Raw genomic sequence first — 19,665 nt, 5'->3', positions numbered from 1 at the left:
GCACCGGCGAATCCGGCCCCTCCCCCGCGCGGGGGAGCCGTCAGCCCTCGCCCGCCACCACCGCGCCCGCCTCGTACGCGAACACCACCGCGTGCACCCGGTCACGCAGACCCAGCTTGCCCAGCACATTGCTGACATGGGTCTTCACCGTGTGCTCGCTCACCACCAGCTCGGCGGCGATCTCGGCGTTGGAGAGCCCCCGGGCCAGCAGCCGCAGCGTCTCCCGCTCGCGCCCGGTCAGCTGCTCCAGCAGCCCGGACGGCGGCCGTACCGCCCGCTCCGCGCCGCCCGGCCGCCGGGCGGCGAACTCCCCGATCAGCCGGCGGGTCACCGACGGCGCCAGCAGCGCCTCTCCGGACGCCACCATCCGCACACCGTGTGCCAGGTCGTCCCGGCGGACGTCCTTCAGCAGGAACCCGCTGGCTCCCGCGTACAGCGCGTCGAAGACGTAGTCGTCGGCGTCGAAGGTGGTCAGCATGATCACCTTCGTCTCCGGGTACTCCGCGCAGACCCGGCGGGCCGCCTCCAGCCCGTCCATCACCGGCATCCGGACGTCCAGCAGCAGCACGTCCGGCCCGTGCACCCGGACCGCCTCGATCGCCTCCGCGCCGTCGCCCGCCTCGGCGACCACCTCGATGTCCGGCTGCGCGTCCAGGATCATCCCGAACCCGGCCCGCACCAGCTCCTGGTCGTCCGCGACGACCACCCGGATCGGCTTCATCCACCCACTCCGCCCACTCCACCCACTCCGCCCACCAGCCCGGACGCCCCCAGCGGCAGCCGGGCACTCACCAGGAAACCCCTGCCGCCGGGCCCGGGACCGGCCTCGGCCCGGCCGCCGCAGGCCGCCGCCCGCTCCCGGATGCCGACCAGCCCGCGCCCCCCGGACCAGCCGCTCGCGGCCCGGCCGGCCGGCAACGGCACACCGCGTCCGTCGTCGGAGACCACGACCGCCAGCTCCTCCCCCTCCCGGACCACCCGCACCAGCGTGTGCGAGGCGCCCGCGTGCTTGACCGTGTTGGTCAGCGCCTCCTGCACGATCCGGTACGCGGCCGCCTCCACGTCCGCCGGCAGCGGACCGCCGACGCGTCCGAGGTCGAGATCGACCGAGAGCCCGGCCGTACGCACCCGCTCCGCGAGCGCCGCGAGCTCCGCCAGCCGCGGCTGCGGCGCCAGTTCGGGCGCCGCCCCCTCCTCCTTCAACACGCCGAGCACCCGACGCAGTTGCACCATGGCGTCCCGCCCGGAGTCGGCGATGGTGTCGAAGGTCCTGATCGCCCGCTCCGGGTCCGAACGCACCACCACCGGCCCCGCCTCCGCCTGGATCACCATCAGCGAGACGGCGTGCGCCAGGATGTCGTGCATCTCCCGGGCGATCCGGGCCCGCTCCTCGGCCACCGCGCGCGCCGCGTCGCTGGCCGCCCGGCGCCCGGCCTCCCGCGCCCGCTCCGACTCCACCTGCGCCAGCCTCCGCAGTTCACGCACCAGCGAGCCGAAGACGAACGCCCCGACCGAGGTCAGCAGCGAGAACAGCATGCCGTTCGGCGACCGCGTCCCCACCACGTTGGCGACCACCACCACGGCCAGCACGGCCCAGCGCTGCCCGTCCCTGGCCCGGTCGGCCACCGTGTAGAGGGTGACCACGGCGTACAACGGCAGCTGCGGCATCGCCGAGTGGGCGAGCACCGAGAGCACCGCCGACACCCCGCCGCTGACCGCCAGCACCGTGACCGGGGCGATCCGCCGCCACGGCAACGGCAGGGCCGTCCCCAGGGCCAGCAGATAGGCCCACCAGGACCACGCCGTGTCGTCGTGGTACACCGACCAGAGCGAGACCCCCGCCGAGCCGACCGTCAACAGGCCGTCCACCACGTACGGGTTGACCCCGGCCAGCCCCGCCCGCCAGCGCACCGCTCGCCCCACCGTGACACCTCCCCCGTCCGCGGGCAGGCCCACCCCGCGGAGAAGATCATGCCCGACCGGCAGCAGCGTGAGCACGCCCCGGCCGGCGTCCCGCACCACGCGGTCAGGCATCGGTGACCACCACACCCCCGGTGTCGGTCCGCGCCGAGATGGTGCGCGGCGCGCCGGCCTGCCGGGGCACCGCCACCTCGACCCCGCCCGTCACCGCCTCCGCGTCCACCGCGTACGGTGCCCCGCCCGGCACCCGCACCCTGACCTCGCCGGTCACCGACCGCGCCTCCACCGTGGTCGGGCTCGCCGCGAACGTCACCTCGACACCACCGGTCTCGACGCTCACCCGTACCGTCGGCGAGGTCAGCGCCGTCCCCTGGACGCCACCGGTGCCCACCTTGGCCTCCACCTCGCCGGCCAGCCCGTGCAGCCGGATCCCGCCGGTCTCGCTGCTCAGCCGCACCACCGTTCCGGCCGGCACGGTCACCTCGTAGCCCACCCCGCAGTCCGAGCAGTCGTACGCCAGCCTGAGCGTGCCGTCCCGCACCTCGTGCCGGGTCTCCGGCGCGGGGCCGCGGTAGCTCTGCTTCTCGACCACCCGCACCGTGTCCCCCGCGCGGACCTCGATCCCCCCGGTCCGCCCCTCGACCACCAGCTCCCGCACCGGCTCGGCCACCCCGTAGGAGACCGTCCGGCGCTCGTCCTCGTCCCAGAAGCACCCCACCGACCCGAGCAGCACCGCCCCCGTGATCGCCGCGGCCCCCAACGCCCGCTTCGCACCCATTCCCGACACCCTCTCGTCCACGTCCGTTGCCGACGCCCCGAGCCTGCCGCGCCGGCCCCCGCCCCCGCTTCCCCCGCCCGACCCGTTTCCCGCCCTCCCCCGCAGGAGGGAGGGCGGAGGAAACGGGGAAACGCCGAAGGGCCCGGAGGCGATGTGCCTCCGGGCCCTTCGATTCAGTAGCGGGGACAGGATTTGAACCTGCGACCTCTGGGTTATGAGCCCAGCGAGCTACCGAGCTGCTCCACCCCGCGTCGGTAAACACGACCTTACGCGACTACCGCCGGGAAACCTAACCGGACTCCCCCGGCCCCTCGCAGGAGGGCAAAAACGCCGAAGGACCCGGAGGCGATGTGCCTCCGGGCCCTTCGATTCAGTAGCGGGGACAGGATTTGAACCTGCGACCTCTGGGTTATGAGCCCAGCGAGCTACCGAGCTGCTCCACCCCGCGTCGGTAAACACGACCTTACGCGACCACGGCCGGGAAACCTAACCGGACTCCCCCGGCCCCCGAAAACACCACCCGCCGGCCACCCACCGGGAACCGACCGGCCACCCACCGGGGACCGACCGCCCCGCAGCACGGGCCCGCACCGGGCGGGAGACCAGGCACCAGGAGCCCCGGGAAGCCCCCAGGAAGCCCCGGGAACGCCGCAGGGCGGCCACCCCGTGAGGGGTGACCGCCCTGCGGTTCAACCGTGGACTCAGCCGGTGTACGGGCCGTAGTCGTAGTCGTCCAGCGGGACCGCCTGGCCGGAGCCGGCACCGAAGGGCGACAGGTCGTAGTCGTCGTAGCCGACGGCCGAGTACATCGCGGCCTTGGCCTCCTCGGTCGGCTCGACCCGGATGTTGCGGTAGCGGGGCAGACCCGTACCGGCCGGGATGAGCTTGCCGAGGATGACGTTCTCCTTGAGGCCCAGCAGCGGGTCCGACTTGGCGTGGATCGCCGCGTCGGTCAGGACCCGGGTCGTCTCCTGGAAGGAGGCGGCCGACAGCCAGGACTCGGTGGCCAGCGAGGCCTTGGTGATACCCATCAGCTGCGGACGGCCGGAGGCGGGGTGACCGCCCTCGGAGACCACGCGACGGTTCTCCTGCTCGAAGCGGCCGCGCTCGACGAGCTCGCCCGGGAGCAGCTCGGCGTCGCCCGACTCGATGATCGTCACGCGGCGGAGCATCTGCCGGATGATGATCTCGATGTGCTTGTCGTGGATCGACACGCCCTGCGAGTTGTAGACCTTCTGGACCTCGGCGACCAGGTGGATCTGGACGGCACGCTGGCCCATGATGCGCAGGACGTCGTGCGGGTTGGTGGCACCCATGGTCAGCTTCTGGCCGACCTCGACCGCCTCGCCCTCGCCGACCAGCAGCTTCACACGCTTCGAGACCGGGTAGGCGATCTCGTCGGTGCCGTCGTCCGGGGTGACGACCAGCTTGCGGGTCTTCTCGGTGTCCTCGATGCGGACCCGGCCCTGCGCCTCCGAGATCGGGGCCACACCCTTGGGGGTACGGGCCTCGAAGAGCTCGACGACACGCGGCAGACCCTGCGTGATGTCGTCACCGGCCACACCACCGGTGTGGAAGGTACGCATGGTCAGCTGGGTACCGGGCTCACCGATGGACTGGGCGGCGATGATGCCGACCGCCTCACCGATGTCGACCAGCTTGCCGGTGGCCAGCGAGCGGCCGTAGCAGAAAGCACAGGTGCCGACGGCCGACTCACAGGTCAGGATCGAGCGGGTCTTGACCTCGCTGATGCCGTGGCGGATCAGCTCGTCGATCAGCACGTCGCCGAGGTCGGTGTTGGCGGTGGCAAGGAGCTTGCCGTCCACCGTGATGTCCTCGGCGAGCATGCGGGCGTAGACGCTGGTCTCGACGTCGTCCGTCTTGCGCAGGACGCCGTCGGCACCGACGGTGCCGATCGCCAGCTTCAGGCCGCGCTCGGTGCCGCAGTCCTCCTCGCGAATGATGACGTCCTGGGAGACGTCGACCAGACGACGGGTGAGGTAGCCGGAGTCGGCGGTACGCAGAGCGGTGTCGGCCAGACCCTTACGGGCACCGTGGGTCGAGATGAAGTACTCGAGAACGGTGAGGCCCTCACGGAACGACGCCTTGATGGGACGGGCGATCGTCTCGTTCTTCGCGTTCGACACCAGACCACGCATACCGGCGATCTGGCGCATCTGCATCATGTTTCCTCGAGCGCCCGAGTCCACCATCATGAAGATGGGGTTGGTCTTCTCGAAGTTGGCGTTCATCGCCTCGGCGACCTCGTTGGTCGCCCGGGTCCAGATGCCGATGAGCTCCTGCTTGCGCTCGTCGTTGGTGATCAGACCGCGCTCGTACTGCTTCTGGATCTTCTCGGCCTGCGCCTCGTAGCCCTCGAGGATCTGGGCCTTCTGCGGCGGGACGACGACGTCCGAGATCGAGACGGTGACACCCGAGCGGGTGGCCCAGTGGAAACCGGCCGCCTTCAGGTTGTCCAGGGTCGCCGCGACGACGACCTTGGGGTAGCGCTCCGCCAGGTCGTTGACGATCGCGGAGAGCTGCTTCTTGCCCACCTCGTAGTCGACGAACGGGTAGTCCTCGGGCAGCAGCTCGTTGAAGAGCGCGCGGCCCAGGGTGGTGCGCAGGCGGAAGGACTCGCCCTCGAACCAGGCCGGCTGACCGTCCTCGTCGACCGGCGGGGTCCAGCTGCGGGGCGGGACGGTGCCGATCGGCAGGCGGACGTCGATGACGGCCTGGACGTCCAGCTCCTTGGCGTCGAACGCCATGACCGCCTCGGCGGTCGAGGAGAAGGAACGACCGTCGCCCTTGACCTTCGGCCGGTCCGAGGTGAGGAAGAACAGACCGAGCACCATGTCCTGGGTCGGCATGGTGACGGGGCGACCGTCGGCCGGCTTCAGGATGTTGTTCGAGGACAGCATCAGGATGCGGGCCTCGGCCTGCGCCTCCGCGGAGAGCGGCAGGTGGACGGCCATCTGGTCACCGTCGAAGTCCGCGTTGAACGCGGTGCAGACGAGCGGGTGGATCTGGATGGCCTTGCCCTCGACCAGCTGGGGCTCGAAGGCCTGGATGCCGAGGCGGTGCAGGGTGGGTGCACGGTTCAGCAGCACCGGGTGCTCGGCGATGACCTCTTCGAGGACGTCCCACACGACCGGGCGGGCGCGCTCGACCATGCGCTTGGCCGACTTGATGTTCTGCGCGTGGTTCAGGTCGACCAGGCGCTTCATCACGAACGGCTTGAAGAGCTCCAGCGCCATGGCCTTGGGCAGACCGCACTGGTGCAGCTTGAGCTGCGGGCCGACGACGATGACCGAACGGGCCGAGTAGTCGACTCGCTTGCCGAGCAGGTTCTGACGGAAACGACCCTGCTTGCCCTTCAGCATGTCGCTGAGGGACTTCAGCGGGCGGTTGCCGGGGCCCGTGACCGGGCGACCACGACGGCCGTTGTCGAACAGCGCGTCGACGGCCTCCTGGAGCATGCGCTTCTCGTTGTTCACGATGATCTCGGGCGCGCCGAGGTCGAGAAGCCGCTTCAGGCGGTTGTTGCGGTTGATCACGCGGCGGTACAGGTCGTTCAGGTCGGAGGTCGCGAAGCGGCCACCGTCCAGCTGCACCATCGGACGCAGGTCCGGCGGGATGACCGGGACGCAGTCCAGCACCATGCCGTTGGGCTTGTTGGTGGTCTGCAGGAACGCGGAGACGACCTTGAGGCGCTTGAGCGCACGGGTCTTCTTCTGGCCCTTGCCGGTGCGGATGATCTCGCGCAGGCGCTCGGACTCCTCCGCCAGGTCGAAGGTCTCCAGGCGGTCCTTGAGGGCCGCCGCGCCCATCGAGCCGGAGAAGTAGGTGCCGAAGCGGTCGCGCAGCTCGCGGTAGAGCAGCTCGTCGCCCTCCAGGTCCTGGACCTTGAGGTTCTTGAAGCGCGCCCACACCTCGTCGAGACGGTCGAGCTCGCGCTGCGCGCGGTCGCGCAGCTGCTTCATCTCGCGCTCGGCGCCCTCGCGCACCTTGCGGCGCACGTCGGCCTTGGCGCCCTCGGCCTCCAGCTCGGCCAGGTCGATCTCGGCCTTCTTGGCGCGGGCTTCGAGGTCGGAGTCGCGACGGTTCTCGATCTGCTGACGCTCGACCGAGACGTGCGCCTCCAGGGACGGCAGGTCGCGCTGGCGGCGCTCGTCGTCGACCCAGGTGATCATGTAGGCGGCGAAGTAGATGACCTTCTCGAGGTCCTTCGGCGCCAGGTCGAGCAGGTAGCCGAGGCGGGACGGCACACCCTTGAAGTACCAGATGTGGGTGACCGGGGCGGCCAGCTCGATGTGGCCCATCCGCTCACGGCGCACCTTGGCGCGGGTCACCTCGACGCCGCAGCGCTCACAGATGATGCCCTTGAAGCGGACGCGCTTGTACTTGCCGCAGTAGCACTCCCAGTCCCGGGTGGGGCCGAAGATCTTCTCGCAGAAGAGTCCGTCCTTTTCGGGCTTCAGGGTGCGGTAGTTGATGGTCTCCGGCTTCTTGACCTCGCCGTGGGACCACTGGCGGATGTCGTCGGCGGTGGCCAGGCCGATGCGGAGCTCGTCGAAGAAGTTGACGTCAAGCACTGGTCGTCAAGCCCTCTTTCGTAAGTCGAGAGTCGTTCATGTGGTCTGAGGGGGGCCTGGGGGCGGGCCGGCCCGTCACCGGGCCGGCCCAGCCTCCGTCAGACCTCTTCGACGCTGCTCGGCTCGCGCCGGGACAGGTCGATGCCGAGCTCCTCGGCGGCGCGGAACACGTCCTCGTCGGAGTCCCGCATCTCGATGGACTGGCCGTCCGAGGACAGCACCTCCACGTTGAGGCAGAGCGACTGCATTTCCTTGATGAGCACCTTGAAGGACTCGGGAATGCCGGGCTCGGGGATGTTCTCGCCCTTGACGATGGCCTCGTAGACCTTCACACGGCCGAGAACGTCGTCGGACTTGATGGTGAGGAGCTCCTGCAGCGCGTAGGCCGCGCCGTATGCCTCAAGGGCCCACACCTCCATCTCACCGAAGCGCTGACCACCGAACTGCGCCTTACCACCGAGCGGCTGCTGGGTGATCATCGAGTACGGGCCGGTCGAGCGGGCGTGGAGCTTGTCGTCGACCAGGTGGTGCAGCTTGAGGATGTACATGTAGCCGACCGAGACCGGCATCGGGAACGGCTCGCCGGAGCGGCCGTCGAACAGCCGGGCCTTACCGGTGGAGTTCACCAGGCGCTCACCGTCACGGGTGAGGGTGGTGTTGTCCAGCAGGCCGGTGATCTCGTCCTCGCGGGCGCCGTCGAAGACCGGGGTGGCGAGGTTGGTGCCACCCTCGACGGTGTCGGCGCCGATCGCCTGCAGGCGCTGGGCCCACTCGTCGGCGAGACCGGAGACGTCCCAGCCCTGCTTGGCGAGCCACCCGAGGTGGATCTCCAGGACCTGTCCCGGGTTCATTCGGGACGGGACACCCAGCGGGTTGAGGATGATGTCGACCGGGGTGCCGTCCTCCAGGAACGGCATGTCCTCGACCGGCAGGATCTTCGAGATGACGCCCTTGTTGCCGTGACGGCCGGCGAGCTTGTCACCGTTGGTGATCTTGCGCTTCTGGGCCACGTAGACGCGGACCAGCTGGTTGACGCCCGGGGGCAGCTCGTCGCCCTCTTCGCGGTCGAAGACGCGGACGCCGATGACCTTGCCGGACTCACCGTGCGGCACCTTCAGCGAGGTGTCGCGGACCTCACGGGCCTTCTCACCGAAGATCGCGCGGAGCAGGCGCTCCTCCGGGGTCAGCTCGGTCTCACCCTTCGGGGTGACCTTGCCGACCAGGATGTCGCCGGTGACGACGTCGGCGCCGATGCGGATGATGCCGCGCTCGTCGAGGTCGGCGAGGACCTCCTCGGAGACGTTCGGGATGTCCCGGGTGATCTCCTCGGGGCCGAGCTTGGTGTCACGGGCGTCGACCTCGTGCTCCTCGATGTGGATCGAGGAGAGGACGTCGTCCTGCACGAGGCGCTGCGACAGGATGATCGCGTCCTCGTAGTTGTGACCCTCCCACGACATGAACGCCACGAGCAGGTTCTTGCCGAGGGCCATCTCGCCCTCGTCGGTGCACGGGCCGTCGGCCAGCACCTGGTTGGCCTCGACCCGGGCGCCCTCGTCCACGAGCACCTTCTGGTTGAAGGCGGTGCCCTGGTTGGAGCGGGTGAACTTGGCGGCGCGGTACGTGGTGTACGTGCCGTCGTCGTTGGCCACGGTGACGTAGTCGGCCGAGACCTCCTGGACGACACCCGGCTTCTCGGCCGTGATGACGTCCGCGGCGTCGACGGCGCAGCGGTACTCCATGCCGGTGCCGACCAGCGGGGCCTCGCTCTTCAGCAGCGGCACCGCCTGGCGCATCATGTTCGAGCCCATGAGCGCGCGGTTGGCGTCGTCGTGCTCGAGGAACGGGATCATGGCGGTCGCGACCGACACCATCTGGCGCGGCGAGACGTCCATGTAGTCGATCTCGGTGCCCGGGATGTAGTCGATCTCGCCGCCACGGCGGCGGACCAGGACACGCGGCTCGGCGAAGGTCAGCTCCGCCGTCAGCGGGGCGTTGGCCTGCGCGATGACGTAGCGGTCCTCCTCGTCGGCCGTGAGGTAGTCGACCTGCTCGGTGACGACACCCTCGATGACCTTGCGGTACGGGGTCTCGATGAAACCGAACGCGTTGACCCGGCCGTACGAGGCCAGCGACCCGATCAGACCGATGTTCGGGCCTTCCGGGGTCTCGATCGGACACATGCGGCCGTAGTGCGAGGGGTGCACGTCACGGACCTCGAAGCCGGCGCGCTCACGGGAGAGACCACCGGGGCCGAGGGCGGACAGACGGCGCTTGTGGGTCAGGCCCGACAGCGGGTTCGTCTGGTCCATGAACTGCGACAGCTGGCTGGTGCCGAAGAACTCCTTGATGGAGGCGACGACCGGCCGGATGTTGATCAGGGTCTGCGGCGTGATCGCCTCGACGTCCTGGGTGGTCATGCGCTCACGCACGACGCGCTCCATACGGGCGAGACCCGTACGGACCTGGTTCTGGATGAGCTCGCCCACGTTGCGCAGGCGGCGGTTGCCGAAGTGGTCGATGTCGTCGACCTCGACCACGATGTCGCGGCCGGTCTCGTCACTCCACTCGACCTCGCCGGCGTGCAGCTTCACCAGGTACTTGATCGCACCGATGATGTCGGGCTCGGTGAGCACGCCGGAGTCCAGCGACTCGGCGTTGCCCAGCTTCCGGTTGACCTTGTACCGGCCGACCTTGGCGAGGTCGTAGCGCTTCGGGTTGAAGTAGAGGTTCTCCAGAAGCGTCTGCGCGGCCTCGCGGGTCGGCGGCTCGCCCGGACGCAGCTTGCGGTAGATGTCCAGCAGCGCGTCGTCCTGGCCCTGGGTGTGGTCCTTCTCCAGGGTGGCGCGCATCGACTCGTACTCGCCGAACTCCTCGAGAATCATCTCGTTGGTCCAGCCGAGCGCCTTGAGCAGCACGGTGACGGACTGCTTGCGCTTGCGGTCGATGCGGACACCGACCATGTCGCGCTTGTCGATCTCCATCTCCAGCCAGGCACCACGCGAGGGGATGACCTTGCAGGAGTAGATGTCCTTGTCGGACACCTTGTCCAGGGTGGAGTCGAAGTACACGCCCGGGGAGCGGACCAGCTGCGACACGACGACACGCTCGGTGCCGTTGATCACGAACGTGCCCTTGTGGGTCATGAGCGGGAAGTCGCCCATGAAGACCGTCTGAGACTTGATCTCACCGGTCTCGTTGTTGGTGAACTCGGCCGTGACGAAGAGCGGGGCCGCGAACGTGAAGTCGCGGTCCTTGCACTCGTCAATCGAGTTCTTGGGCGGCTCGAAACGGTGGTCGCGGAAGGTCAGCGACATCGACCCGCTGAAGTCCTCGATCGGGGAGATCTCCTCGAAGATCTCCTCCAGACCGGACTTCGTGGGGACGTCCTGACCACTCTCCAACGCCGCCTCGACCCGGGACTTCCAGGCCGCATTGCCGAGCAGCCAGTCAAAGCTCTCGGTCTGCAGGGCGAGGAGGTTAGGTACCTCGAGGGGCTCCTTGATCTTCGCGAACGAGACGCGGAGCGGGGCGGTGGATGCGGCGGAATTGTTCGAGGCGTTGCGCGGCGCGGCCAAGAGGGGGGTCCTTCCGAGGGCTCGGAGCTCACTACGCGCGTACCAGCCGGGCCTGGCTGGGCTTGGTCCCGCCTCCTCGCCGCCGGCCTCCGCCCGGGAGTGAATCCCAGGTCAGAGCCGCTTTGCGGAGGCGATGCCAGACCCCTTCAGGGCAACGCATACTCCGGGCGACGAGTCACGGAGCAGCTAACAGGCAGCGCAAAGGGACAGTGTAGCCAATGGCGACACTGCTGTCCAGCTCTGATTCGGAGACCGAATCGGAGACTCCTCCCGGTTGCCGTCGGACGCGAACGCCCGACGGGTACTGCATCGGCCCGGACTTGCCGGGCCCAGGACTCACGTGGAGTCACTTCCCGCCGGAGCCACTGGTTATGCATCCAGCGGCGGACCAACCGGGTCGGACTCGCGCCTTGAGAATCGCGCGACCCGTCCGGTTCGTCAAGGGCCCGCCTCCGGCTGCGGACCTCGACCCGTCCATCGGCCGTGGGCCCCCCGGCGTTACAGAAGCCGTGGTGGGAGCGTCAGGCGATGACAGCGATCACCATACCCGCCCGCACCGACAGTGCCGAGTGGACGTTCGGCCACTCCGGTGTACGACCCGTCCGGCTGGCCCTCCGCGGGCCTGTGGGCCCGTCCTGGGCCGGGAACGCGAAAAGGCCGGGCCGACCACCCGTAAGGGTGATCGGCCCGGCCTCAGGCCCCCTCAGAGGAGGGGGCGCGAGATCACTTGACGGTGACCTTGGCGCCGGCACCCTCGAGGGCGGCCTTGGCCTTCTCGGCAACGTCCTTGGCAACCTTCTCCAGGACCTTGGCACCAGCGGTGTCAACGAGGTCCTTGGCCTCCTTCAGGCCGAGGGAGGTCAGGGTGCGCACCTCCTTGATGACCTGGATCTTCTTGTCGCCGGCACCCTCGAGGATGACGTCGAACTCGTCCTGCTCCTCGACGACCTCGGCCGGGACGGCCGGGCCGGCGATGCCGACGGCGACCGGGGCGGCGGCGGTGACGTCGAACTTCGCCTCGAACGCCTTGACGAACTCGGCCAGCTCGATGAGGGTCAGGTTCTCGAACTGCGCGAGCAGCTCGTCCTGGGACAGCTTCGCCATGATTGGCGTCCTTCCACTAAATCGGCAGGTGGTGCCGGATGTACGGGTTGGCGGGCGTACGGGCCCGCAGCGAGGCGTGAGCCTGCCGAACTACTCGGCGGCCTCGTCCTCGGCGGCGGGAGCCGGCGTACCGGCACCGCCCTGCTCGACCTTGTCGCGCAGCGCGTCCACCGTGCGGACGAGCTTCGACGGCAGGGCCTGGAAGAGCGCGGCAGCCTGGGACTGCTTGGCCTTCAGGGCACCCGCCAGCTTGGCGAGCAGCACCTCGCGGGACTCGAGGTCCGCGAGCTTCTTGATCTCGTCGGCGGTCAGCGCCTTACCGTCAAGGACACCGCCCTTGATGACGAGAGCGGGGTTGTCCTTGGCGAAGTCACGCAGAGCCTTCGCCGACTCCACCGGGTCACCGGTGACGAAGGCGACAGCCGTCGGACCGGCGAACAGGTCGTCGAGCTCCGTGATCCCGACCTCGTTGGCCGCGATCTTGGTCAGCGTGTTCTTCACCACGGCGTACTGGGCGTTCTCGCCCAGCGAGCGACGCAGGGTCTTAACCTGCTTCACCGTGAGACCGCGGTACTCGGTCAGCACCGCCGCGTTCGAGCCACGGAAAAGCTCCGTGATCTCGGCGACGGCAGCAGCCTTGTCGGGCCTAGCCATAGGCTTACGCCTCCTTCCGTGATGTCGAAGTCCGGCCGACCGCGAAAGTCGACCATTCAGCCGTGGACCACTGGACGGAAGGGATCCCCCTGCGGAAAATGCAGAAGAGCCCCGGTGCGCAGGCGCACGGGGCTCAGTACGACCTCGACGGACGTGTGCACGAGGCGCACGGGCCGGAAGTCCAAGCTCCAAACAATCCTGCGCGGGCTGCCTGCGCGTGAAGCGCAGATCCTTCGGTCGCGCGGTCCCTCGCGGGCCCACGGCGACAACCAGCGGTCTTTGGCTTCCGCCACAGTAGCGGGACGCCGCCGCCCGGGGCAAATCGCCCATCTGCCCGAAGCCGCAGGCCGGCCCGGGGCCGGCGGTCCCGCGGCGCGACAGCCCTCGGCCCAAGGCCCTTCGGCTCAACGGCTCAACGGCTCAACGGCTCAACGGCTCAACGGCGAGATGCTCCGGATGCCCACGTCCACCGTGTCCGCCTCCGCCGGCGCCTGCACCGAGAGCGCCCCGCCCGGATCGGTGTAGAGCACCGAGTCGTCCACCCGGCCGCTCTCCCCGGCGCCGGTCCGCTGCAGCCGGACCAGCTGGTCCTTGTCGTTCAGCCAGAGGTCCAGGGTGAGCGAGGACGAGCCACCGGGCGCCAGCGCGGCCCGGAGGCCGTCCCGGCGGGCCTGCCCGAGCTGGGTCTGGGCCGCCGCGTAGCGCGCGGCGTCGGTGACGGCCCGGTAGTGCTCGACCGTGGAGTCCTCGAACTTCTCCTCGCCGACGTACTGCACGGTGACGCCGTCGGCGGTCGCGGCGGCCAGCGCCACCACCGGGTTGAGCAGGTCGATCAGCCCCGCGTACGGGACCTCCCGGTGCCCGTCCGGGCCGGGCGCCACGGCGAACCGCTCCCAGTGCCGCCCGCCCTGCCGGGCCGCGGTGGCCGCGTCCCCGCCCTGGTAGGCGACGGTGTCCACGACGATCAGCTGCTCGGCCTCGGCCGGGGTGGACCGCTTGACCTGGAGCGCGGTCTTCGGCTGCCAGAACAGCGGGCCCGAGCCGGCGTCCGCCCCCAGGCGGTAGCTCACCTTGGCCCGGCGGGCGGTCTGCATGGCCAGCTGGGCGGAGAGCAGCACGCCGTGCGGCGAGCGGTCGGTCGGCTTGGCCGGCCAGGTCGGCGAGGCACTGCTCGGGGTCGGGGTCGCGGCGCCGGAAGCGGACGGACCCGGCGCCGGGCCGCCGGACCCGCTGCAACCGGTCAGGCCGCCCGCCAGCACCGCGACGGCCACCGCCGCCGCCAGCCGCTGCCGCACCGCCATCCCCGTCTCCCCTTCGTACCGTTCCCGCCCCGGCGGCCGCGCTCCCTGGCCGCCCTCTCCCCGCCACCTTGCCACCCGGCGCCCGCGCGCCCGGCGGCGCCCCCCTGCGACGCGGCGTCAGCCGACCGGGACGGCCGCCGGAGCGGAGCCCGGAACAGGCCCCGGAACCGGTTCCGGACCCGACGGCTGCACGGCCGACGGCCCCGCCCCCGGCTCGGCGGAGCCCGACTCCGCGCCCGGCTCGACCGGCTCGGCGACCTCCGTCGTGGTCACCACCGCCCCGGCGGTGCCCTGGAAGGTGGACCGCACCCGGAGCAGCCGGTCCCCCGGAGCCACCCAGAAGTCGTAGCCGACGCCGGTGACCCCGCGCTGCCGGTGGTACCCGACCACCGCGGCCAGCCGCTCGGGGCCCAGCCCCTCGTCGGCGGCGAAGAAGTCCTCGACCGACGCGGTGCCCCGGTAGTGGGCGACGGTCCCGCCGTTCAGCTGTTCGCCGCCGAGGGAGCTGAGCTTGCCCGCCAGCGCCATCGAGTGCATCTGCCCGCCGGGGTTGGAGACCAGGCCGGTCATCCACCCGCCGGCCCAGCCGCCCCGGCCGGCGGCGCTCGCGCGGGAGTCCAGCGACTCGGCGTCGGCCCGCTCGGCGCGCTTCGGCGCCGCGCCCGGGTACCCGAGGTCCAGGACGCCGTCCCGGCCGCTCAGCCGGCCGGTGCCCAGCTCGTCGGTCACGGTCAGGTCGGCCGCGTCGTGGGCGCCCCAGGAGACCGTCCCGCTCGCGCTCCGCCGCCCGGCCGGCCCCTCCTCGACCAGCTGGACCCGCGCGCCGCCGACGTCGTCCAGCCGCTGGGCGGCCGACAGCAGCACCTCCCGGGGCGGCCGGACGGTGGGTCGGCCGCTGTCCGGAGTGCGTTCCCCGGAGACGGCCAGCACGCTGCACGCGGTGAGACCGGCGGCGAGCAGGAGGAGGGCCGCGCCCTTGACGGCGGGGCGGGGGGCGGACGGCACGGCACACTCCGGCGGTCGGGCTGGGATGCGGCCCCGGTCGGGGCGCGTGATCGGTCCGGCCGAGCGTACGACGGACCGCGCAACAGTTCCCCACTGGCGGGATCTCGATCGGGAAACGACGGCGGGCCCGCACCCCCGGCGAAGGGGTGCGGGCCCGCCGTACGGACTACGGCTGCGATCAGAGCGCGGCCGGGTCCTCCTCGACGAGGAGGTTCCGGGTGCGGTTCGGGTCCACGAGGATGCCGGGGCCGATCGTGGTGGAGAGCGCGGTCTTCTTGATGTACCGGCCCTTGGCGGCGGACGGCTTGGCGCGGAGCACCTCGTCCAGCGCGGCGGCGTAGTTCTCGACCAGCTGCTCGTCGGTGAAGGAGACCTTACCGATGATGAAGTGCAGGTTCGAGTGCTTGTCGACGCGGAACTCGATCTTGCCGCCCTTGATCTCGTTCACGGCCTTGGCCACGTCCGGGGTCACGGTGCCGGTCTTCGGGTTCGGCATCAGGCCACGGGGACCGAGCACGCGGCCGAGGCGGCCGACCTTGCCCATGAGGTCCGGGGTGGCGACGACGGCGTCGAAGTCGAGGCGGCCCTTGGCGACCTCGTCGATGAGCTCGTCGGAACCGACGATGTCGGCGCCCGCAGCACGCGCGGCCTCGGCACGCTCGCCGGTCGCGAAGACCAGGACCCGAGCGGTCTTACCGGTGCCGTGCGGGAGGATCACGGTGCTGCGGACCATCTGGTCCGCCTTGCGCGGGTCGACGCCCAGACGCATGGCGACCTCGACGGTGCCGTCGAACTTGGTGGTGCTGGTCGCCTTGGCGAGGCGGATGGCCTCGAGGGGGGCGTAAAGGCGGTCGCGGTCGACCTGAGCGTCCGCGGCCTTCAGAGCCTTGCTGCGCTTCACTGCTGCTCCTGAATGGGGAATGGAGTCGTGGTATGTGCGGGCCGCGCAGGCCCTACCACATGGACGAGAAGGGTGATCAGCCCTCGACCGTGATGCCCATCGACCGGGCGGTGCCGGCGATGATCTTCGACGCGGCGTCCAGGTCGTTGGCGTTCAGGTCGGGGAGCTTGACCGTGGCGATCTCGCGGACCTGGGCGGCCGTGAGCTTGGCGACCTTGGTCTTGTGCGGCTCGGCAGAGCCCTTGTCGACACCCGCAGCCTTCAGGATGAGGCGCGCGGCCGGCGGCGTCTTCGTGATGAAGGTGAAGGAACGGTCGTCGTAGACCGTGATCTCCACCGGCACGATCATGCCGCGCTGCGACTCGGTCGCAGCGTTGTAGGCCTTGCAGAACTCCATGATGTTGACGCCGTGCTGGCCCAGCGCGGGGCCGACCGGCGGCGCCGGGTTGGCCGCACCGGCGTTGATCTGGAGCTTGATAAGCCCCGTGACCTTCTTCTTCTTGGGAGGCATGTCTCTCCGGGTCCTTCCGAGAGGTGATTGCTGGTGTGTGCGGAACCGGGGCGACACCCAGTCGCCAGCACACACATCGGACCAGGCTAACGCCTCGGCGTCGCTGGACCAAAACGGATTCGGGGCAGGGCCGTCGGCCCTGCCCCGAATCCGCGGACGGTTGGGACTAGTTCTTCTGGATCTGGTCGAAGGAGAGCTCGACCGGGGTCTCCCGGCCGAAGATCTCCACCAGACCCTTGACCTTCTTCGAGTCGGGGTTGATCTCGTTGATGGTCGCCTGCAGGGTGGCGAACGGACCGTCGGTGACGGTGACCGAGTCGCCGACCTCGAAGTCGAGGACCTGGATCTCGCTGGGCTTGACCGGGGAGGGCTTGCCGGCCTCCTTGGCCGCCTGGCGCTCGACGTCCGGGGCGAGCATCTTGACGACCTCGTCCAGCGTCAGCGGGTACGGGTCGTAGGCGTTGCCGACGAAGCCGGTGACGCCGGGGGTGTTGCGCACGACGCCCCAGGACTCCGGGGTGAGGTCCATGCGCACCAGGACGTAGCCGGGGAGCTTGTTCTGGCGGATGGTCTTGCGGTCGCCGTTCTTGATCTGGACGACCTCCTCCTGCGGCACCTCGGCCTGGAAGATGTACTCCTCGACGTTGAGCGAGACGGCGCGCTGCTCCAGGTTCTGCTTCACCCGGTTCTCGTAGCCGGCGTAGGTGTGGATCACGTACCACTCGCCCGGCATGAACCGCAGGTCCTCGCGGAACTTGGCGACCGGGTCGACCTCGACGGCCTCCTCGGCCTCGGCCTCGGCCTCGGCCTCGGCCTCGGTCTCGTCCTCGGCTGCGGCCTCGGTCTCCTCGGCGAGCTCCTCGTCGGACTCCTCGTGCAGCGCGGCCTCCTCGGCCGGCTCGCCGGCCTCGACCTCGTCGTGCGCCTCGGCCTCGTCCTCGTCGCCGTCCGCGGCGTCCACGATCTGCTCGGCGGCCTCGACGTCGTCAGCCAGCTCGGCCGCGTCCAGCTCGGCGGCGACATCCGCCTCGCGGACGGTCTCGTCGGCGTCGTACAGGGGGGAGTCAGACACGGTGGCTGCTTCTTTCCTGGAGATGGTGAAGGTGGCGCGCTCCGTGGCGTTCCCGGTGCCGGTCCGCTCTCGCGGGCGCCGGAAGTTCGCCTCGGAGACTTCAACAGTACCGAGTCAACGGTAGCGGCCCCGTACCTCCGACGCAGACAGCTCGACCCGGGCCGAGGACCGGCCCGGGTCGGGAAGCTGTTTCAAAGGTGTGGCGGTTCCGTCAGCCGAAGATCCAGAGGGCCAGCTTGGAGAAGCCGTAGTCGAGACCGGAGACGAACGCCATCACGATCACGACGAACACGACCACGACCGTGGTGTAGTTCACCAGCTGGCTGCGGGTCGGCCAGACGACCTTGCGCAGCTCGGCGATGATCTGCCGGTAGAACAGCGCGAGCCGGGCGAAGGGGCCCTTCTTGCCGCGCTTGCCCGACTTCTTCTCGCCAGAGCGCTTGCGGCGGGACTCGCCCTCCGCAGGCGTGGTCTCGGCAGCGCCGTCGGCCCCCTCGGGGTTGCCGCTCTCAGGCGTTGCGGTGGAGCCCGTGGTCTCCGTCACTCGTCCTCACCTGAATCCGGGTCCTGCCGAGCATCACCTGCGTACCCGGGTAGGGCACGAGCGGCCGGCTAAAGCGGTGCTGTTCGGTGCCCTCTCCGCATCAAGCCCGCTCGCTCTTTGGAGCGAACGGGCTGAGTACGGATCAAGCAGCAGGGCAAGAGGGACTTGAACCCCCAACCGCCGGTTTTGGAGACCGGTGCTCTACCAATTGAGCTATTGCCCTACGGAGCTTTTCGGCTCCAGTAGCGACCACCAACCTACCGCATCTCCCGCCGCCCCAGGTACAGGTGGCGAGCGTTCCGGTCGGCTCGGTGTCCGTCGAGCAGTGAGTGTACGTGGTCGGGGGGTGTTTGGTCGAACCTCTTCTTTCCGGGCCGCCATGTGGACGGCCCCGTACATATCGTGAAACCGCCATGCCCGGGCCGTGTGCCGTCTGCGACCATGCAGGCATGAGCGCTTCCACCCCGCAGCCCGACAGTTCCGTCCGCCCCGCCGACCGGCGCGTCTCCGCCCGGATCGGCGCGATCGCCGAGTCCGCCACGCTCGCCGTCGACGCCAAGGCCAAGGCCCTGAAGGCGGCCGGCCGTCCGGTCATCGGCTTCGGCGCCGGCGAGCCGGACTTCCCGACCCCGGACTACATCGTCGAGACGGCCGTCGAGGCCTGCCGTGACCCGAAGAACCACCGCTACACCCCGGCCGGCGGACTGCCGGAGCTGAAGGAGGCGATCGCCGCCAAGACGCTCCGTGACTCGGGCTACCAGGTGGACGCCTCCCAGGTGCTGGTCACCAACGGCGGCAAGCAGGCGATCTACGAGGCGTTCGCGGCGATCCTCGACCCGGGCGACGAGGTCATCGTCCCGGCCCCGTACTGGACCACCTACCCGGAGTCGATCCAGCTGGCCGGCGGCGTGCCGGTGGAGGTCGTGACCGACGAGACCACCGGCTACAAGGTCTCGGTCGAGCAGCTGGAGGCCGCGCGCACCGAGAACACCAAGGTGGTGCTCTTCGTCTCCCCGTCCAACCCGACCGGCGCGGTGTACACCCGGGCCGAGGCCGAGGCGATCGGCCGCTGGGCGCTGGAGCACGGCCTCTGGGTGCTCACCGACGAGATCTACGAGCACCTGGTCTACGGCGACGCGGAGTTCACCTCGCTGCCGGCCCTGCTGCCGGAGCTCGCCGACAAGACCGTCGTGGTCAACGGTGTCGCCAAGACCTACGCCATGACCGGCTGGCGGGTGGGCTGGGTGATCGGCCCCAAGGACGTCGTCAAGGCCGCGACCAACCTGCAGTCGCACGCCACCTCGAACGTCTCCAACGTCGCCCAGCGGGCCGCGCTCGCCGCCGTCTCCGGCGACCTCTCGGCCGTGCACGAGATGCGCACCGCCTTCGACCGCCGCCGCCGGACCATCGTGCGGCTGCTCAACGAGATCGACGGCGTGGTCTGCCCCGAGCCCGAGGGCGCCTTCTACGTCTACCCGTCCGTCAAGGGCCTGCTGGGCAAGGAGATCCGCGGCAAGCGTCCGCAGACCTCCGGCGAGCTGGCCGCCCTGATCCTCGACGAGGCCGAGGTCGCGGTCGTCCCCGGCGAGGCCTTCGGCACCCCGGGCTACCTGCGCCTCTCCTACGCGCTGGGCGACGCCGACCTGGCCGAGGGCGTCGGCCGGATCCAGAAGCTGCTCGCCGAGGCCCGCGACTGACGGCACCG

Annotated in this window: 14 protein-coding genes and 3 tRNA genes; 1 reads left to right on the top strand and 16 read right to left on the bottom strand. The window is 70.1% G+C overall.

The window, feature by feature from the left end; translation table 11 throughout:
- Nucleotides 1-40 precede the first annotated feature (40 nt).
- From PUR56_RS23580 to PUR56_RS23505, 16 genes are all read right to left on the bottom strand, one after another.
- On the bottom strand, nt 41-721 hold the full coding sequence (locus tag PUR56_RS23580; protein WP_329950370.1) for a response regulator transcription factor: 681 nt from the start codon (nt 719-721) through the stop codon (nt 41-43).
- Nucleotides 718-2,034 carry a sensor histidine kinase gene (locus PUR56_RS23575; RefSeq protein WP_329950369.1) on the bottom strand — a complete coding sequence of 439 codons (1,317 nt, stop codon included), beginning with the start codon at nt 2,032-2,034 and terminating at the stop codon, nt 718-720. The genes PUR56_RS23580 and PUR56_RS23575 overlap by 4 nt, the downstream gene beginning before the upstream one ends.
- Nucleotides 2,027-2,698 (bottom strand): hypothetical protein, encoded by a 672-nt coding sequence (locus tag PUR56_RS23570; RefSeq protein ID WP_329950368.1) that lies wholly within the window; start codon nt 2,696-2,698, stop codon nt 2,027-2,029. Before PUR56_RS23570 ends, PUR56_RS23575 begins: the two co-directional genes overlap by 8 nt.
- 177 nt (nt 2,699-2,875) lie before the next feature.
- Nucleotides 2,876-2,949 (bottom strand) — tRNA-Met (locus tag PUR56_RS23565).
- Nucleotides 2,950-3,072: 123 nt separating this feature from the next.
- Nucleotides 3,073-3,146: transfer RNA gene (locus PUR56_RS23560), tRNA-Met, on the bottom strand.
- A gap of 253 nt (nt 3,147-3,399) precedes the next feature.
- Nucleotides 3,400-7,293: a DNA-directed RNA polymerase subunit beta' gene (locus PUR56_RS23555; RefSeq protein ID WP_329950367.1), complete on the bottom strand. Its 3,894-nt coding sequence runs from the start codon at nt 7,291-7,293 to the stop codon at nt 3,400-3,402.
- A gap of 98 nt (nt 7,294-7,391) precedes the next feature.
- Nucleotides 7,392-10,868, bottom strand: a complete 3,477-nt coding sequence (gene rpoB, locus PUR56_RS23550) for a DNA-directed RNA polymerase subunit beta (protein WP_329885422.1) — start codon at nt 10,866-10,868, stop codon at nt 7,392-7,394.
- A gap of 723 nt (nt 10,869-11,591) precedes the next feature.
- Complete coding sequence (gene rplL, locus PUR56_RS23545) at nt 11,592-11,975, bottom strand: 50S ribosomal protein L7/L12 (protein WP_329885736.1); 384 nt, start codon at nt 11,973-11,975, stop codon at nt 11,592-11,594.
- A gap of 87 nt (nt 11,976-12,062) precedes the next feature.
- On the bottom strand, nt 12,063-12,626 hold the full coding sequence (gene rplJ / locus PUR56_RS23540) for a 50S ribosomal protein L10 (protein ID WP_329885423.1): 564 nt from the start codon (nt 12,624-12,626) through the stop codon (nt 12,063-12,065).
- Nucleotides 12,627-13,054: 428 nt separating this feature from the next.
- Entirely contained in the window at nt 13,055-13,927 is an 873-nt protein-coding gene (locus PUR56_RS23535) for a hypothetical protein (RefSeq protein WP_329950366.1), read from the bottom strand.
- A gap of 117 nt (nt 13,928-14,044) precedes the next feature.
- Nucleotides 14,045-14,932 (bottom strand): hypothetical protein, encoded by an 888-nt coding sequence (locus PUR56_RS23530; protein ID WP_329950365.1) that lies wholly within the window; start codon nt 14,930-14,932, stop codon nt 14,045-14,047.
- 178 nt (nt 14,933-15,110) lie between these two features.
- A complete protein-coding gene (gene rplA, locus PUR56_RS23525) occupies nt 15,111-15,833 on the bottom strand; it encodes a 50S ribosomal protein L1 (protein ID WP_329885426.1) in 723 nt (240 codons plus the stop codon).
- A gap of 76 nt (nt 15,834-15,909) precedes the next feature.
- The gene (gene rplK / locus PUR56_RS23520) at nt 15,910-16,344 is read right to left on the bottom strand and encodes a 50S ribosomal protein L11 (RefSeq protein WP_148644356.1); all 435 of its coding nucleotides are present in this window, start codon (nt 16,342-16,344) and stop codon (nt 15,910-15,912) included.
- 166 nt (nt 16,345-16,510) lie between these two features.
- On the bottom strand, nt 16,511-17,416 hold the full coding sequence (gene nusG, locus PUR56_RS23515; RefSeq protein WP_443034552.1) for a transcription termination/antitermination protein NusG: 906 nt from the start codon (nt 17,414-17,416) through the stop codon (nt 16,511-16,513).
- Nucleotides 17,417-17,627: 211 nt separating this feature from the next.
- Nucleotides 17,628-17,960 (bottom strand): preprotein translocase subunit SecE, encoded by a 333-nt coding sequence (gene secE, locus PUR56_RS23510; protein ID WP_329885427.1) that lies wholly within the window; start codon nt 17,958-17,960, stop codon nt 17,628-17,630.
- Between the two features lie 150 nt (nt 17,961-18,110).
- A tRNA-Trp gene (locus PUR56_RS23505) sits at nt 18,111-18,183 on the bottom strand.
- 226 nt (nt 18,184-18,409) lie between these two features.
- On the opposite strand from PUR56_RS23505, the gene PUR56_RS23500 reads away from it, so the two are divergent.
- The gene (locus PUR56_RS23500; protein ID WP_329950364.1) at nt 18,410-19,657 is read left to right on the top strand and encodes a pyridoxal phosphate-dependent aminotransferase; all 1,248 of its coding nucleotides are present in this window, start codon (nt 18,410-18,412) and stop codon (nt 19,655-19,657) included.
- Nucleotides 19,658-19,665 lie beyond the last annotated feature (8 nt).

The sequence above is a fragment of the Streptomyces sp. BE303 genome (assembly GCF_036290945.1).
Lineage (GTDB): Bacteria > Actinomycetota > Actinomycetes > Streptomycetales > Streptomycetaceae > Kitasatospora.
Note: the sequence above shows the minus strand (reverse complement) of the source record. Positions and strands in the feature narration are given on the sequence as shown.

Bases quoted from the DNA above. Each gene is read 5' to 3' on its own strand.
- rplJ (WP_329885423.1), bottom strand. From the start codon at position 12,626: ATGGCTAGGCCCGACAAGGCTGCTGCCGTCGCCGAGATCACGGAGCTT.
- PUR56_RS23500 (WP_329950364.1), top strand. From the start codon at position 18,410: ATGAGCGCTTCCACCCCGCAGCCCGACAGTTCCGTCCGCCCCGCCGAC.
- PUR56_RS23570 (WP_329950368.1), bottom strand. From the start codon at position 2,698: ATGGGTGCGAAGCGGGCGTTGGGGGCCGCGGCGATCACGGGGGCGGTG.
- PUR56_RS23575 (WP_329950369.1), bottom strand. From the start codon at position 2,034: ATGCCTGACCGCGTGGTGCGGGACGCCGGCCGGGGCGTGCTCACGCTG.
- rplK (WP_148644356.1), bottom strand. From the start codon at position 16,344: ATGCCTCCCAAGAAGAAGAAGGTCACGGGGCTTATCAAGCTCCAGATC.
- PUR56_RS23535 (WP_329950366.1), bottom strand. From the start codon at position 13,927: ATGGCGGTGCGGCAGCGGCTGGCGGCGGCGGTGGCCGTCGCGGTGCTG.
- PUR56_RS23580 (WP_329950370.1), bottom strand. From the start codon at position 721: ATGAAGCCGATCCGGGTGGTCGTCGCGGACGACCAGGAGCTGGTGCGG.